The sequence below is a fragment of the Falsarthrobacter nasiphocae genome (genome assembly GCF_031456275.1).
GTDB lineage: Bacteria > Actinomycetota > Actinomycetes > Actinomycetales > Micrococcaceae > Falsarthrobacter > Falsarthrobacter nasiphocae.
Window position 1 is genome coordinate 759,103 of the sequence record NZ_JAVDUI010000001.1, and the last position, 13,946, is coordinate 773,048.

15 protein-coding genes, 1 tRNA gene and 1 riboswitch are annotated in these 13,946 nt (G+C 69.6%); of the genes, 7 read left to right on the plus strand and 9 right to left on the minus strand.

Annotated elements, in window-relative coordinates:
- The 3 genes from ykgO to J2S35_RS03375 all read right to left on the minus strand — a co-directional run bounded on the left by ykgO (position 1) and on the right by J2S35_RS03375 (position 1,575).
- Positions 1–123, minus strand: a complete 123-nt coding sequence (gene ykgO / locus J2S35_RS03365; RefSeq protein WP_309849817.1) for a type B 50S ribosomal protein L36 — start codon at positions 121–123, stop codon at positions 1–3.
- A 421-nt stretch (positions 124–544) separates the two neighbouring features.
- Positions 545–1,432, minus strand: a complete 888-nt coding sequence (locus J2S35_RS03370; RefSeq protein ID WP_309849818.1) for an SPFH domain-containing protein — start codon at positions 1,430–1,432, stop codon at positions 545–547.
- Between the two features lie 70 nt (positions 1,433–1,502).
- Positions 1,503–1,575, minus strand: a tRNA-Arg gene (locus J2S35_RS03375).
- Between the two features lie 114 nt (positions 1,576–1,689).
- Here J2S35_RS03375 and J2S35_RS03380 point away from each other — a divergent pair.
- A complete protein-coding gene (locus tag J2S35_RS03380) occupies positions 1,690–2,622 on the plus strand; it encodes a DUF6314 family protein (protein WP_309849820.1) in 933 nt (310 codons plus the stop codon).
- A gap of 77 nt (positions 2,623–2,699) precedes the next feature.
- Here J2S35_RS03380 and J2S35_RS03385 read toward each other — a convergent pair whose 3' ends face one another.
- Positions 2,700–4,556, minus strand: a complete 1,857-nt coding sequence (locus J2S35_RS03385; protein WP_309849822.1) for an ABC transporter ATP-binding protein — start codon at positions 4,554–4,556, stop codon at positions 2,700–2,702.
- 273 nt (positions 4,557–4,829) lie between these two features.
- Here J2S35_RS03385 and J2S35_RS03390 point away from each other — a divergent pair, with 273 nt between their 5' ends.
- The 3 genes from J2S35_RS03390 to J2S35_RS03400 are packed head-to-tail and all read left to right on the plus strand — an operon-like array spanning position 4,830 to position 7,148.
- Positions 4,830–5,627, plus strand: coding sequence for an amino acid ABC transporter substrate-binding protein (locus J2S35_RS03390; protein ID WP_309849824.1), 798 nt, complete (start codon positions 4,830–4,832; stop codon positions 5,625–5,627).
- Positions 5,624–6,289 carry an amino acid ABC transporter permease gene (locus J2S35_RS03395; protein ID WP_309849827.1) on the plus strand — a complete coding sequence of 222 codons (666 nt, stop codon included), beginning with the start codon at positions 5,624–5,626 and terminating at the stop codon, positions 6,287–6,289. The genes J2S35_RS03390 and J2S35_RS03395 overlap by 4 nt, the downstream gene beginning before the upstream one ends.
- The gene (locus tag J2S35_RS03400; protein ID WP_309849829.1) at positions 6,276–7,148 is read left to right on the plus strand and encodes an amino acid ABC transporter ATP-binding protein; all 873 of its coding nucleotides are present in this window, start codon (positions 6,276–6,278) and stop codon (positions 7,146–7,148) included. The genes J2S35_RS03395 and J2S35_RS03400 overlap by 14 nt, the downstream gene beginning before the upstream one ends.
- A gap of 51 nt (positions 7,149–7,199) precedes the next feature.
- On the opposite strand, the gene J2S35_RS03405 is transcribed toward J2S35_RS03400, so the two are convergent.
- From J2S35_RS03405 to J2S35_RS03415, 3 genes are all read right to left on the minus strand, one after another.
- Entirely contained in the window at positions 7,200–7,691 is a 492-nt protein-coding gene (locus J2S35_RS03405) for an HNH endonuclease (protein WP_309849830.1), read from the minus strand.
- 323 nt (positions 7,692–8,014) lie between these two features.
- Positions 8,015–8,947, minus strand: a complete 933-nt coding sequence (locus tag J2S35_RS03410) for an NlpC/P60 family protein (RefSeq protein ID WP_309849833.1) — start codon at positions 8,945–8,947, stop codon at positions 8,015–8,017.
- Between the two features lie 161 nt (positions 8,948–9,108).
- Positions 9,109–9,283: riboswitch (cyclic di-AMP (ydaO/yuaA leader) on the minus strand.
- Between the two features lie 235 nt (positions 9,284–9,518).
- Positions 9,519–10,217: a metal-dependent transcriptional regulator gene (locus J2S35_RS03415; RefSeq protein WP_309849835.1), complete on the minus strand. Its 699-nt coding sequence runs from the start codon at positions 10,215–10,217 to the stop codon at positions 9,519–9,521.
- A 173-nt stretch (positions 10,218–10,390) separates the two neighbouring features.
- Here J2S35_RS03415 and serC point away from each other — a divergent pair, with 173 nt between their 5' ends.
- Positions 10,391–11,506: a phosphoserine transaminase gene (serC, locus tag J2S35_RS03420; RefSeq protein ID WP_309849838.1), complete on the plus strand. Its 1,116-nt coding sequence runs from the start codon at positions 10,391–10,393 to the stop codon at positions 11,504–11,506.
- Here serC and J2S35_RS03425 read toward each other — a convergent pair.
- Positions 11,482–12,207, minus strand: a complete 726-nt coding sequence (locus J2S35_RS03425) for a DUF3027 domain-containing protein (protein ID WP_309849842.1) — start codon at positions 12,205–12,207, stop codon at positions 11,482–11,484. The two genes, serC and J2S35_RS03425, sit on opposite strands and share 25 nt — an antisense overlap.
- A gap of 47 nt (positions 12,208–12,254) precedes the next feature.
- Positions 12,255–12,638: a cold-shock protein gene (locus tag J2S35_RS03430; protein WP_309849845.1), complete on the minus strand. Its 384-nt coding sequence runs from the start codon at positions 12,636–12,638 to the stop codon at positions 12,255–12,257.
- 216 nt (positions 12,639–12,854) lie between these two features.
- On the opposite strand from J2S35_RS03430, the gene J2S35_RS03435 reads away from it, so the two are divergent.
- On the plus strand, positions 12,855–13,142 hold the full coding sequence (locus tag J2S35_RS03435) for a hypothetical protein (RefSeq protein ID WP_309849848.1): 288 nt from the start codon (positions 12,855–12,857) through the stop codon (positions 13,140–13,142).
- A 62-nt stretch (positions 13,143–13,204) separates the two neighbouring features.
- Entirely contained in the window at positions 13,205–13,915 is a 711-nt protein-coding gene (locus J2S35_RS03440; protein ID WP_309849850.1) for a response regulator transcription factor, read from the plus strand.
- Positions 13,916–13,946: the final 31 nt, after the last annotated feature.

The window sequence follows — 13,946 nt, forward strand, 5'->3', positions numbered from 1 at the left end:
TTAGCCCTGGCGAGCCTTCATGCGCGGGTTCTTCTTGTTGATGACGTACGTCTTGCCACGGCGACGGACGATCTGGGCGCCGTCGATCTTCTTCAGCGCGCGGAGCGAGTTGCGGACCTTCATGAGTTCTCCTTGTGTCGGGCCAATTACGGCGGTTTCGGGCAACGGCGAGCGGCGTGGAGTTCCACGTCATCGCTCCGACCGCGCCCGACACTCACCCGGGATGCTCACGCGGCCCTCAAAAGGCAGTGGATCCCAAAACTTTGAGCGGCGGACTGGTCGCCAGGTGCAGCGACGCCGTCCGGCTTCTCACCACAGGGCACGCAGGAGCGTGCGCGCGGTACGAAGCACCCGTCGATTCTACGCGAAACGCAACAGCGGGGCAATTCCCTCCCCGCCGCCCGGGCCTCCACCCCGCACCTGTCCCGTTGCGGGGCGGTGTTCGCACACTGGAGCGCACTTTCTTGGTTGAAACTCACCGCGCAACGCAACGCAACGCAACGCAGAAGGAAGGCCCGTGTCCGCGCAGCCTAGGGCCAACGCGTTACTTCTTCTGCGGCTGGGTCACCGTCGGAAGCGCAGAAGTGCCGGGGAAGCAGCCCAGCGGGGACTGGCCGGACTTGGACACAATGTCCAGGCACTTGGAGGTGAGCGTGTTCTCGGAGACGGACTGCTCGAGGATCTTGTTCGCCTCCGCCTCGGCCTTGTTCGTGGCCTTCTTCTGCTCGGCGATGCGGGTCCGGGCGATCTCGGACTGGAGCTCGTTGATCCGGTCCTGCGTGGACTGGTCGAAGTTGATGAGCGGGATCGTCACGGACTTGACCTCAATCTGGTCCCCGACGCGCTCCTTCATCTTGGCCTCGACCTGCTTCGCCATCGCGTTGAGGTCCGCCCCGCCTTCCGCCGCCTTGACGGAGTTGAGGGGGTTGTAGGTGGCCATGACCTCGTTGAGCGCGGCGCGGAAGTTGCGGTCCACGAGGTTCGTGCGGATGTTGTCGAAGGTCTTGTAGTTGAGGAACAGGTCCTCGGCGTCGTCGGTCTTCAGCTGCCACTGGATCGAGGCGTCGGCCGTGGCCTTGGAGTTGTTGCCGAGGCGGATGTCGATGTCGTGGTCCGCGCCCTGATAGACGTCGTTCTGCACGGAGCCGTCGAGGTCCTCGACCTTCTCCCACGGGGCCTTGAGGTGGAGGCCGTTCGAGAGCACGCCCGTCGGCTTGCCGAAGGCCACCTTGACGCCCACCGTGCGCGGCGCGACGACCGTCACGCTGGATGAGAGAAGGATGACGACGGCCAGGACCGCGGCTCCGATTGACGCGAGGCGGACACTGCCCCGGCTGCTGTTGCCCTCTTCATTCGGCTTGATGGTCCTGGCGACGGCGAAGCCGGCCGCGCTGAGGATGGCCAGGATGGCCACCATAATCACTGCGAACATGTCGTTCCTTCGGTCGGGTGCGGCCACCGTGGGCGCCGTCCGCCGGTCAGCGGCCGCCGCGACAGTGCGGTGCCCCAGAGAGGAATCGAACCTCCGACACCGGCTTTAGGAGAGCCGTGCTCTATCCACTGAGCTACTAGGGCGCGCGACGCCGCCACTCGGCTAACGTTGCGAGAGTCCAGCTTACCGGAATGCCCGCGCGCGGCTCCAAGGCGGCCTCAGGCGCCGCGGGCCCGCGACCCCAGCGAAGGAGCCCCGTGCCGTACCCCGTTCTCGACCTCGCAGGCTTCCTCTCCGGCACCTGGTCCGCCCACCGGGAGATCGAGGACCGGCGGGCGGGGACGTCGGGCACCTTCACGGGCACCCTGACCTTCGAGCCGGCGCCGGATGAAACCCCCGCCTCAAACCCCGCGCCGCGTGGCGCGCCTCTCTCCTCCCCCGCCCAGCGGCTTCGGGCCCACGAGGAGGGCACCCTCCGCCTTCAGGGCCTCGCCCCCACCCCGGCCCAGCGTACTCACCTCTGGCTGGTGGGGGGCTCGTCCGCGGAGATTCTGTTCGACGACGGGCGCCCCTTCCACTCTCTGCGGCTGGACAAGGGCGCGGACACCCCGTCCCACTGGTGCGCCCCGGACCAGTACGAGGCCCGCGTGGAGGCGCTCTCCCCCACCGAGCTGTCCTGGACGTGGACGGTGGCAGGCCCGGCCAAGGACCTCACGCTGCGGACGACGCTGACGAGGCCGCTGCCCGTCATCACGGTCTCCGCCGTGGAGCTGCTGACGGGGGCGCGCCAGCTCGTCGTCGTGCGCAAGAAGGGGACACACGCGTTCATGCAGCCCGGAGGCAAGCCCGAGCCGGGCGAGGGCCCGCGGGAGGCGGCGGCACGGGAACTGGCCGAGGAGCTGGGACTGGACCTCGGCCCTGGCGCATTTGAGCATGCCGGCTCGTGGCGGGGACGCCCGGCCAACGAGGCGGGGTTCGAGCTGTTCGCCGAGTGCTACCGCGCCGCGCTCCCGGAGGGTCTGGACCCGGACGCCCTCGCGCCGGCCGCCGAGATCGCCGAGGTCCGGCTCCTCACCCTCGGTGAGCTGCGCGAGGCCGTCGAGACGGGGCTCGTGCCGGGGACGCCCTACTCGATTGCCCCGCTGCTGCGGGAGAGCATCGCGCCGCGCCTGCTTGACGCGCTCGGCTGAGCCTGGAGCCGGCGCTGGGCGCGCGCCGTGGCCCCTCGGCACCTGAGCCAGCCGGCGGCCCCCGGCATCCGCCCGGCCTACTCGGCGAACTGGGTGCGGTACAGCTCCTCGTAGCGCCCGCCCGCGGCGAGGAGCTGCTCGTGCGTGCCACGCTGGGCAATGCGGCCGGCCTCGATGACGAGGATCTCGTCCGCGTCCCGGATCGTGGAGAGCCTGTGGGCGATCACGAGGGCCGTGCGCCCCGCGAGGGCCTCAGCGAGGGCGCCCTGCACCGCGGCCTCGTTCGTGGAGTCGAGGGAGGCCGTGGCCTCGTCGAGGATGACGAGCTGCGGCCGGGACAGGAGCACGCGGGCGATGGTCATGCGCTGGCGCTCGCCTCCGGAGAGCCGGTAGCCGCGTTCGCCGACGATGGTCTCCAGGCCGTCCGGCAGGCTGCGCACGAGCGACTCGAGGCGGGCGCCGCGGAGGGCGGCCCAGATCTCGTCGTCGCTCGCGTCGGGCCTCGAGAGGGCGATGTTCGCCCGGATGGACTCGTGGAAGAGGTGCCCGTCCTGGGTGACCATGCCGACGCTGTCCCGGAGGGACTGGAAGGAGAGGTCCCGCACGTCCACCCCGCCGAGCTCCACGGAGCCGCCCGTCGTGTCGTAGAGGCGCGCCGCGAGCTGGGCGATCGTCGACTTCCCCGCTCCCGAGGACCCGACCAACGCCACGGTCTGCCCGGGCTCCACGGAGAAGTCCACGCCATGCAGCACCTCCTCGCCGCCGCGCGAGTCGAGGACGGCCACGGACTCAAGGGAGGCCAGGGAGACGTCCTTGGCGCTCGGGTAGGCGAAGCTCACGTTGCGGAAGCGCAGGCTCGCGGGGGCGTCGGCGAGCGTCTTTGCGTCCGGCCGCTCGGTGATGAGCGGCTTGAGGTCGAGGATCTCGAAGACGCGCTCGAAGCTGACGGCCGCGCCCATGAGGTCGGCCCGCGCGTTGGAGAGCTGCGTCAGCGGCCCGTAGAGGCGCGTCAGCAGGAGCGCGAGGACCACGACGTCGCCCGGGTTGAGCCGGCCGTCCACCGCGAACCAGCCGCCCACGCCGTACACGAGGGCCAGCGCCAGCGCGGAGACGAGCGTGAGCAGCGTCAGGAACACCTGCTGCATGAAGGCGGACTTCACGCCGATGTCGCGGACGCGCCCGGCCCGCGCCTCGAACTGCGCGGCCTCGGAGGCCGGGTTTCCGAACAGCTTGATGAGCGTCGCGCCGGGCGCGGAGAATCGCTCGGTCATTTGGGCGGTCATCGTCGCGTTGTGGTCGCTGGACTCGCGCCGCAGAGTGGCGAGCCTCCCGCCGATCTTGCGAGAGGGCAGGAGGAAGATCGGCAGAAGGATGAGCGTCAGGACGGCCACGAGCCAGGACTTGCTCACCATGACGGCGAGCGTCAGGAGCACCGTGACGCCGTTGACGACGACGCCGGAGAGCGTCGTCGCGAACGCCCGCTGGGCCCCCAGGACGTCCGAGTTCAGGCGGGAGACGAGAGCGCCCGTGCGCGTGCGCATGAAGAACGCCACGGGCATGGTCTGCACGTGCTCGTAGACCTGGGTGCGGAGGTCGAGGATGACGTCCTCGCCGATCTGGGCGGACAGCCAGCGGTTGAGCAGGCCCACGCCCGCGTCCAGGAGCGCGACTCCGGCGATCGCCACCGCGATCCACACGATGACCGTGCGGCTGCCGCCGACGACCATCTCGTCCACGACGCGTCCCGCCAGCAGCGGCGTGGCCACGGACAGGAGCGCGCCGAGCAGCGAGACGGCGAGAAACGCGATGAGCCGCCCACGGTATGGCCGCGCGAACTCCACGATCCGCTTGAGCGTCGCCCGCGAGACCGGCGCGGCCTCCGTGACTTGGGCAGACCTCATCATGTGGTGCATCGCGGCGCGTTCCATACTCATTGGTCCAATTATTCGCCTCCGCGGCTGGGCATCGGGCCGGACTCGCTCAGGGCGGAAGGCGGGGTCCCGGCTCGTCTCGCGTCGGGCTGGAGATGGGGCGGTCCAGCGGACGACGACGCGCCTGGCGGCCCCGTTTGTCACACTTCGTAACAAACCGGGGCCGCCGTTATCACAGCCCCGGGGAATAGGAATAATGTTTACCTGGTTTGTCACATTAGACGCCTGGTTTGCCCCGTTCGTCACGGGCACCCCATCTACCCGAAGGATCTCCCCATGAATCGCCGCCAGTTCTCAGCCCTCGGCCTCGCCTCCGCCGCGACCCTCCTGCTGGCGGCTTGCTCCGGGGGATCCGAGTCCAGCTCCACGAGCCTCGACTCCGTCAAGAAGGCCGGCACCATCAAGGTGGGCACCGAGGGCACGTACAAGCCGTTCACCTTCCACGCTCAGGCGGGCGCCCCGCTCTCGGGCTACGACGTGGACGTCATGAACGCGGTCGCCGAGAAGATCGGCGTCAAGACCGAGTACCAGGAGACCCAGTGGGACGCGATCTTCGCGGGCATTGACGCGAAGCGGTTCGACATCATCGCCAACCAGGTGGGCATCAACCCGGAGCGCGAGGCCAAGTACCTCTTCTCGAAGCCGTACTCCCACTCCCGCGGCGTCGTCGTCGCGAAGGCCGACTCCTCCATCCGCTCCTTTGAGGACCTCAAGGGCAAGAAGGTCGCCCAGTCGGCGACCTCCAACTTCGGCAAGGAGGCCCGCGAGAAGGGCGCCGTCATCACGCCCGTCGAGGGCTGGGCCCAGTCCGTGGAGCTCGTCCGCCAGGGCCGCGTCGAGGCCACGATCAACGACAAGCTCACGGTCCTCGACTACCTCAAGGCCAACCCCAACTCGGGCGTGAAGATCGTCGCCGAGGACTCGTCCGAGAGCTCGTCCGCGTTCCTGTTCCGCAAGGACTCCACGGAGCTCAGGGACGCCGTGGACAAGGCCCTCGCTGAGCTGGAGAAGGACGGCACGCTGAAGAAGCTGTCGGAGAAGTACTTCGGCACCGACGTCTCGAAGTCCTCGTGACCTGGGACTGGGGACTCCTCGCCGAATCGTTCTGGCCCATCCTCAAGGCGGGCCTGCTCGTCACCATCCCGCTCGCGCTCGTCTCGTTCGCGATCGGCCTCGTCATCGCCCTGGCGATGGCCATCATGAGGATCAGCCGGATCAAGCCACTCTCATGGATCGCCCGCGCCTACATCTCCGTCATCCGCGGCACGCCGATGCTCGTGCAGCTCTTCGTCATCTTCTACGGGCTGCCGAACCTCGGCGTGACGCTGAGCCCGTGGACGACGATCGTCGCCGCCCTGTCCATGAACGTGGGCGGGTACGCGGCTGAGGTCATCCGCGCGGCCATCGCGTCCGTGCCGAAGGGCCAGTGGGAGGCCGCGCACACGATCGGCATGAGCCGGGCTCAGACCCTGCGCCGCGTGGTCCTGCCCCAGGCCGCGCGCCTTTCGGTGCCGCCCCTGTCCAACACGTTCATCTCGCTCGTCAAGGACACGTCCCTCGCCTCCCTCGTGACCGTGTCCGAGCTCTTCCGCAAGGCCCAGGACGTCGCTGCGTTCTCCAACGAGTTCCTTCTCATCTACATGGAGGCGGGCCTCATCTACTGGATCATCTGCATGGTCCTCTCCCTGCCCCAGCCCTCGATCGAGCGGAGGCTCAACCGCCATGTCGCGTCCTAGCAGCCCGGTCCCCGTCCCTCGCCCTGGCTCTGTGGCCCAGCACCCGGCGGCGCCCGACGTCGCCCCCGCCCCCGCGCCCCTCCTCACGGTCAGGGGGCTCGCCAAGTCCTTTGGAGACCACCGGGTCCTCAAGGACATCGACCTCACGGTCCGCCGCGGCGACGTCGTGGCGCTCATTGGCCCCTCGGGTTCGGGCAAGACGACCATCCTCCGGTGCCTCAACGGCCTGGAGACGCCAGACGCCGGCGTCGTCGAGTTCGCAGGCTCCCCCTCGGCGGAGCCCGTGACGGTCGACTTCGGCGCGAGCACGTCCGCGCGGGCCCGTGCTCGGGACATCGCGCGCCTGCGGGACGCCTCCGCGATGGTCTTCCAGTCCTACAACCTCTTCCCCCACCGCACCGTCCTCCAGAACGTCATCGAGGGACCCGTGCGGGTGCAGAAGCGACCCAAGCAGGAGGCCACAGCGGACGCACTGGAGCTGCTCAAGCGCGTCGGGCTCGAGTCCAAGGCGGACGCCTACCCGCACGAGCTTTCCGGCGGGCAGCAGCAGCGCGTGGGCATCGTTCGGGCCCTCGCCCTGCGGCCCGCCCTCCTGCTCTTCGACGAGCCGACCTCCGCCCTCGACCCCGAGCTCGTGGGCGACGTCCTCACCGTGATCCGTGACCTCGCGGAGCAGGGCTGGACCATGCTCATCGTCACGCACGAGCTCCAGTTCGCCCGTCAGGTGGCCTCCACGACCGTCTTCATGGACGGCGGCGTGGTCGTCGAGTCCGGCCCCAGCGCGGACGTCCTCGAGTCCCCGTCGGAGCCGCGCACGCAGCAGTTCGTCAGGCGGCTGACCCACCCCGAGCTCGGCTAGGGCTCACCACGGTCCCGTCCCCGGCGGCGCGCGGCCCCGACGCGGCAGCGTTCAGGCCGCGGCGAGATAGTCCCGCCAGGCGTCGTCGGGCTGTTCCAGGCCCCGCAGGTGCCAGAGATCCCCGCGCGGCTCGCGCGGACGGAAGGGGAGCGTCCAGCGCATCTGCGCGAGCGACTTGTCCCCCTTGGCCCCGTTGCACGCGAGACAGCACGCGACGAGGTTCTCCCAGGAGTCCTCGCCGCCGCGGGAGCGCGGCTGAATGTGGTCCACGGTCGTCGCGGTGCGCCCGCAGTAGGCGCAGCGATGCCCGTCCCGGCGGAGCACTCCGCGCCGGGTCACGGCGAGGCGCTTGGCGCGGGGCCGCCTGACATAGCGCGCCAAGACGATGACGCTGGGCCGCGGCACTGAGACGCTCACCCCCGTGAGACTCCCCTCCCCCGCGCGAATCATCGTGGCTTTGCCGCGCATGATGAGCACCACCGCGCGGCGGGACGGGACGACGGCCAGAGGCTCGTAGCCGGCGTTGAGGACGAGTGTGCGCATGATCTGCTCCCGGGTGAGCGCACCACCTGGCAATGATGGGCGCGGATGAGGAACGCGGTCCGTGATGACTACAGTGTGCCCCCTGAGCCCTCTCGGGCGGAAGACCCCCCGTTGATCAGCGGGCGGCCGACAGGTGAATTCTCGGCTACCAGCCCCCGTGCGGTCCATGCGGTTGCCCTCGGTGTGCTGGGCGGGGCCTCACCATGAGGCCTGCCCAGACGCAGAGAGACCCGCGCTCCGATGTGGAGCGCGGGTCTCTCTGCTGCCCCCCAATGGGGCAAGTCCTGCAACCCTCCAGGGGCTGCGTGACCTAGTGCTTGTGACTAGCCGACGTGGATGAACACGGGGCCGGAGCCGAGGTAGGCCGAGGCGATCGTGGTCTGGTTGCCGTTCCAGCCGCCGTGGACGGCCTGGCCGTTGCCGATGTAGACGGCGATGTGCGGGACACCGGAGCCAGCGTTGTCGTAGTAGATGAGGTCGCCCGGCTGCGGGTTGCTCGTGATGGTGCCGAGGCCCATGTAGCTGGCCGGCCAGCCGTGGTGGCTGATGCCAGCGGCCGCGAGGGCATTCGTGACGAGCATGGTGCAGTCCTGGCCCATGCCGACCTGAGCGCGAGCGGCAGCGGCGATCGTGGCGCCAACGCCGGAGGTGGAGGCAACGGGCTTGGCAGCGGCGGGAGCCTGGTAGGCGGCCGGCTGAGCAGCGGGAGCCTGGTAGGCGGCCGGCTGAGCGGCGGGAGCCTGGTAGGCGGCGCGCTGCGCGACCGGAGCCGTGTAGGAGGCAGCCTGGGGAGCCGTGGCGGCGGCGGCCTGTGCCGGGGCGGCCTTGACGGCGGCGCGGGCCGGAGCCTGCTGAACCGAGTCAGACGAGTAGGAGTAGGAGTAGGCGCCAGCCGTGGTGGCCTTGCGGGCGTTGGCCGGAGCGGCTGCGCGCTTCGGGGCAGCCTTCTTCGTGGCCTTCTTGACAGCCTTCTTGGGGGCGGCCTTGACGGCGGCGCGCTCAACCTTCTTGGCGGTCGCGGCGGCCGGAGCCTTGACCTCGGCGGAGGCCGAGGGGGCGGGGGCCGCGGAAGCCGGAGCGGTGTGGGAGGCCGGTGCGGCCTCGGGGGTGCTGAATGCCTGGGCGGCGAGGCCACCCGAGAGAACGAGGCCGGAGGCCGCCGCGATGACGGCTGCCTGGCGCGTGGCGCCGCCTGCGTTCTCAGAAACTGCCTTGGCGACTGCGGACAGCGACGCCTTTTCGATGCTCTTCGACAACGTGGAGCTCTCTTTCGTGGTTCACGAAGGGACCTGGGCCCTTTCGTAGCCGACCCTTGTCCAGGCACTGTGCCTGGGAGCCGAACTGCGATCAAATGCTGAATGAAGTTGTCAGAAGCCGTGGTCCGCCATCACCCTCGAGTCGAGAGTCTGAACGAAGCTTTGCCTCCCACATCGCCTGCGAGGTGAGCTGTCGGGTTCGGATGGGAGTCACCCGGCCCTCCGGTCCCGTGCGGCCGTAACCGTTTCGTGACCTTTGGGCTTCACCCCAAGACTGGAACATTCCAGTCACATGTGGGTCCCCCGCCCTTGTCATTGGTGGAGAGACCCCAAGGGGCCCTCCTGAGTCATCCCGCCGACTGACAAGGCTCGGCGCATCGTCGGGATGCTGGTCATCCTTTCGGATGACCTCTCGGGTATCAAACCTACAACACCGAGACCCAAATGTCACGTTATGGTCACGGTGCTGTGACCATCGGCGTGTCCCCTCAGGGCGTCACCATGCGACATTTCCGGCGGCAGGCACCGCACGCTCGGGCCTCGGCCGGTGGGACAAAGTCTCGGGAAAAAGTTACGAGAGACGCAGGAAGAGGTGCGCCGCGTCCTCGAGAGGCAGCTCGAGCCCCTCGCCGGAGAGCACGGCGGACATGCGGAGGAAGGCCCCGCGCTCCTGAACGTCCACCTCGGCGCCCGGCACCAGTCCGCACTCGCGCAGCTGAACAAGCAGCTCGCCGTCCACCTGGATCGGCTCGGCCAGGCGCGCGATGACGCCGCGGACCGGAGCCCCGCCCGCGCGGCGGACGGCCGCCGTCGCCGTCACGACGCCCTCCCCGAACGGCTCGGCCGCGTCCCCGCCGATGGCCTCGAGGCCGGGGATGGGATTGCCATAGGGGCTGACCGTCGGCGATTCAAGGAGCTCAAGCAGCCGGCGCTCCACCCGCTCGCTCATGACGTGCTCCCACCGGCAGGCCTCGTCGTGGACGAGCTCCCAGTCGAGTCCGATCACGTCGGACAGGAGTCGCTCCGCGAGGCGATGCTTCCGCATGACCTCGGTGGCGCGGCGCTGACCCTCGTCGGTGAACTCGAGGTGGCGATCCGCCGTGACCTCCACGAGTCCGTCCCGCTCCATGCGCGCCACGGTCTGCGAGACGGTGGGGCCCGAGTGGTGGAGGCGCTCGGCGATGCGGGCGCGCAGCGCGGGCACCCCTTCTTCCTTGAGCTCGAGGATCGTCCGCAGGTACATCTCCGTCGTATCAATGAGCTCAGACACTGGGCATGCTCCTCGTCAGCCGGAATGGGGTGAAGCCGTATCCTCCGTATTCTATGTCGAGCCGCGCCCGCCCGTCGCCGCGCCCGGCCCGCCGCCTGGACCGGAGTGGCCTTCGGGCGGTGCGTGTGGGTCAATGGGACCACGTGTGTGACGGACCTTCAGAGGAGCGCCCTATGACTCAGATTCAGATCCCCGAGAACCTCCTGCCCCAGGACGGCCGCTTCGGCGCAGGCCCCTCGAAGGTCCGCGCCGCCCAGATGGAGGCCATCGCCGCAGCCCAGCCCGGTCTCCTCGGCACGAGCCACCGGCAGCCAGCCGTCCGCAGCCTCGTCGGAGCCATTCGCTCCAAGCTCCTCGACGTGTTCAATGCGCCCTCGGGCTACGAGGTCCTCCTCGGAAACGGCGGCGCCACGGCGTTCTGGGATGCGGCCGCGTTCGGGCTCGTGGAGCGGCGCGCCCAGCACCTCTCCTTCGGCGAGTTCGGCTCGAAGTTCGCGCAGGCCACCAACGAGGCCCCGTTCCTCGAGCCGAGTGAGATCATCACGTCAGCCCCGGGCACCCGCCCCGAGCCGCACGCGAGCGAGGTCGACGTCTACGCGTGGCCGCACAACGAGACCTCAACGGGCGTCATGGCCCCCGTCTCCCGGGTTCCGGGAGCCGAGGGCGCGCTGCACCTCACGGACGCCACGTCCGCTGCGGGCGGCATCGACGTCGACCTCTCCGAGACGGATGTCTACTATTTCTCGCCGCAGAAGAACTTCGCCTCCGATGGCGGACTCTGGCTCGCCATTGCGAGTCCTGCCGCGGTGGAGCGGATCGAGCGGATCGCGGCCAGCGACCGCTGGGTCCCGAGTTTCCTCAGCCTCAAGACCGCGCTCGACAACTCGCGCCTGGACCAGACGTACAACACGCCCTCCCTCACGACCCTCGTGGGGCTTGACGCGCAGCTGGACTGGCTCGTGAGCCTCGGCGGCATCACGGCGGCGGCGGCGCGCACCGCCGAGACCTCGGGGCTCGTCTACGAGTGGGCGGAGCGGCACGAGCTGGCCAGCCCCTTCGTCGCCCGGGCCGAGGACCGCTCGCCCGTCGTCGTCACCGTGGACTTCGCGGAGGAGGTCGACGCCGCACAGCTCGCCTCGACCCTGCGCGCGAACGGCATCCTCGACGTGGAGCCGTACCGCAAGCTGGGGCGCAACCAGCTGCGGATCGGGACGTTCGTGGCTGTCGAGAAGAGCGACGTCGCCGCCCTTCTCGCCAGCATCGACTACGTCTTGGGGTTGGCCCGGTAGCGCCTCTGCCGGCGGCGGCGCTTGACCTTGACGCTCGCCTCGATCTCCTCGGCGGTCGGGTCCTCGTCCGTGTGGTCGCCGTCCGCTGCCGGCGCCTGCTCCACCTCGGTCCGCTCTTCGGTGACGACGACGCCGGTGCCGCCCGTCTCGGCGACCGCGGGCGCCTCGACGGCCGTCGCGGGCTCGTCCTGGCCGGGCTCGGCCCCGCCCGCCTGCTGGTCCGCGTCCCCCTGCTGCGTGTCCTCGGGGCGGAGGCGGTCTGCCCACGGCACCCAGGCCGGGGCCAGGAGGGCCCCCTCGCCCGGCAGCAGCCCGATCTCGTTGACGGTGATCTTCTTGGCACGCGGCGCGCGGGCGAGGGTGGCGTACCACTGCCAGCCCCGGTAGCCCTGCTTCTGCGCGGTGAACCGGTGCGTCATGACGCGGTCCTCCTCCGGCTGCGCCCCGAGGTGATCCCCGATGGCCTCTCCCGGGAAGGCGTCCTCGAGAGCCGACCGGGCCGCGTCGACGGCCTCGGCGACGAGGGCGTCGGGCTTGGGGGCCCGCTTGCGCGCGGGGCGCTTGGGTGCCGCGCCTGCTTCAGGCGCATCCCCTGCCTCCGCCGCGGCGCCCGCCTGGGCGGCGAGCTCGGAGCCTGCAGCATCCGCGCGGTCCTGCGCGGCGCTCTCAGCGTCCGCGGCGCTCGTGGTGGCGCTGTCCATCTCTGGGCTGTCCGCCTCCGGGCCCTTCGCTGCTCCTGTACGCCGGCTCATGCGTCGAGCTGATCTGCCACGGCGCGCAGGAGCGCGGCGGTCTTGCGAGCGTGGACGTCCTCGGGGTACCTGCCGCGGCGCAGCCCGTTGGAGACCCCGTCAAGAAGCTTGATGAGGTCCTCGGTGATGACGGCCATGTCAGCTGCGGACTTGCGAGTGTTTCGCACGACGCTCGGGCCCTGCTCGAGCACCCGGGCGCGGAGAGCCTGGGCACCCCGGCGGTCCTGGGCCAGGTCGAACTCCATGCGTGTCCCGGGCGAGGGCGCCGGGGATCCGGGCTCCAGGGCCGAGACGTGGAGGAAGACGTCGTCGCCGTCCTCCGAGAGGATTCTGCCGAATCCCTTCGTGGCGTCGTACCACTTCACCTTGCCGATGGGCATATGTCTTGCCTGCCTACTTCGTCTTTCATCGCTCCGGGCCTCGTGGGCTCCCGGGCGGAAACGTGGGGGGCGGAGCTGACTCGCTGCACGCCCATGACTCCCCAAGCCTACCCGCGCCGCCTGCGGTGCTCGTCAGGGCTCCCCGGCCTCACCCCGGCCGGGCTCGGCGATCCGGCGCTTGTCCTCGGCGGGAGCGAGCGTGGAAGAATACAAGGTATGACATTCCGCGCGACTGAGCAGACCCCTGCGGGGCATCGCCCCGAGTCCGAGCCCGCGCATCCTGCGCACGCCCCCCTCGCGGCGGCCCGGGGCGTTCTCATGGGGCTCGCTGTCGTCTGCGCGGTGATCGGCGTGGCGGCGGTCGCCGTCGTCGTCTTCCTGGGGCTGAGCCACCAGGGCGTGCCGGGCGGACTGGTCCCGCTGTTCCTGGCCCTCCTTCCCGCCGCGTTCGTGGCGCTGCTTCTCGCGATCATCACAGGAGTCATTCAGCGAAAGCTCTCCTGACGCGCTGGAAGTATCGGGTGTTCATCCTGGCGTCTTTCAGGATTCCTTGGTGAGATGGAGGGGTGAATACGCAACCAGCCGAAGCCAAGCTCCTCGTTGTCGATGACGAGCCCAACATTCGCGAACTGCTCACCACGTCCCTGCGATTCGCAGGCTTCGACGTCGTCTCCGCGGCCAACGGCCGCGAGGCGCTCGCCGCTGTGGAAGCTGACGAGCCGGACCTCGCCGTCCTCGACGTCATGCTCCCTGACATGGACGGGTTCAGCATCACGCGCCGCCTCCGTGCCGCGGGCAAGCAGTTCCCCGTGGTCTTCCTGACCGCCAAGGACGGGACCGAGGACAAGGTCCAGGGCCTCACCGTCGGAGGCGACGACTACGTCACCAAGCCGTTCAGCCTGGACGAGGTGGTGGCCCGCATCCGCGCCGTCCTTCGCCGCACGCACCCGTTCGACGACGACGAGGCCATCCTCCGCGTCGACGACCTCGAGCTCGACGACGACGCCCACGAGGTTCGCCGCGCGGGACAGGTCATCGACCTCTCCCCCACCGAGTTCAAGCTCCTGCGCTACCTCATGATGAACCCCAACCGGGTCCTGTCCAAGGCGCAGATTCTCGACCACGTGTGGGAGTACGACTTCAACGGGGACGCGTCCATCGTCGAGTCCTACATCTCGTACCTGCGCCGCAAGATCGATTCGAACAAGGAGCTGACCCCGCTCATTCAGACCAAGCGCGGCGTCGGCTACCTCCTTCGGACCGCGGACAAGCGCTAGACGTTGCTCCTCTCCTTCTGGCGGGCGACGT

Coding starts and splice junctions, on each gene's coding strand:
- J2S35_RS03405 (WP_309849830.1), bottom strand. CDS start 7,691: ATGCGCACACTCGTCCTCAACGCCGGCTACGAGCCTCTGGCCGTCGTC.
- J2S35_RS03400 (WP_309849829.1), top strand. CDS start 6,276: ATGTCGCGTCCTAGCAGCCCGGTCCCCGTCCCTCGCCCTGGCTCTGTG.
- J2S35_RS03425 (WP_309849842.1), bottom strand. CDS start 12,207: ATGGACAGCGCCACCACGAGCGCCGCGGACGCTGAGAGCGCCGCGCAG.
- J2S35_RS03435 (WP_309849848.1), top strand. CDS start 12,855: ATGACATTCCGCGCGACTGAGCAGACCCCTGCGGGGCATCGCCCCGAG.
- J2S35_RS03385 (WP_309849822.1), bottom strand. CDS start 4,556: ATGAGTATGGAACGCGCCGCGATGCACCACATGATGAGGTCTGCCCAA.
- ykgO (WP_309849817.1), bottom strand. CDS start 123: ATGAAGGTCCGCAACTCGCTCCGCGCGCTGAAGAAGATCGACGGCGCC.
- J2S35_RS03390 (WP_309849824.1), top strand. CDS start 4,830: ATGAATCGCCGCCAGTTCTCAGCCCTCGGCCTCGCCTCCGCCGCGACC.
- serC (WP_309849838.1), top strand. CDS start 10,391: ATGACTCAGATTCAGATCCCCGAGAACCTCCTGCCCCAGGACGGCCGC.
- J2S35_RS03370 (WP_309849818.1), bottom strand. CDS start 1,432: ATGTTCGCAGTGATTATGGTGGCCATCCTGGCCATCCTCAGCGCGGCC.
- J2S35_RS03430 (WP_309849845.1), bottom strand. CDS start 12,638: ATGCCCATCGGCAAGGTGAAGTGGTACGACGCCACGAAGGGATTCGGC.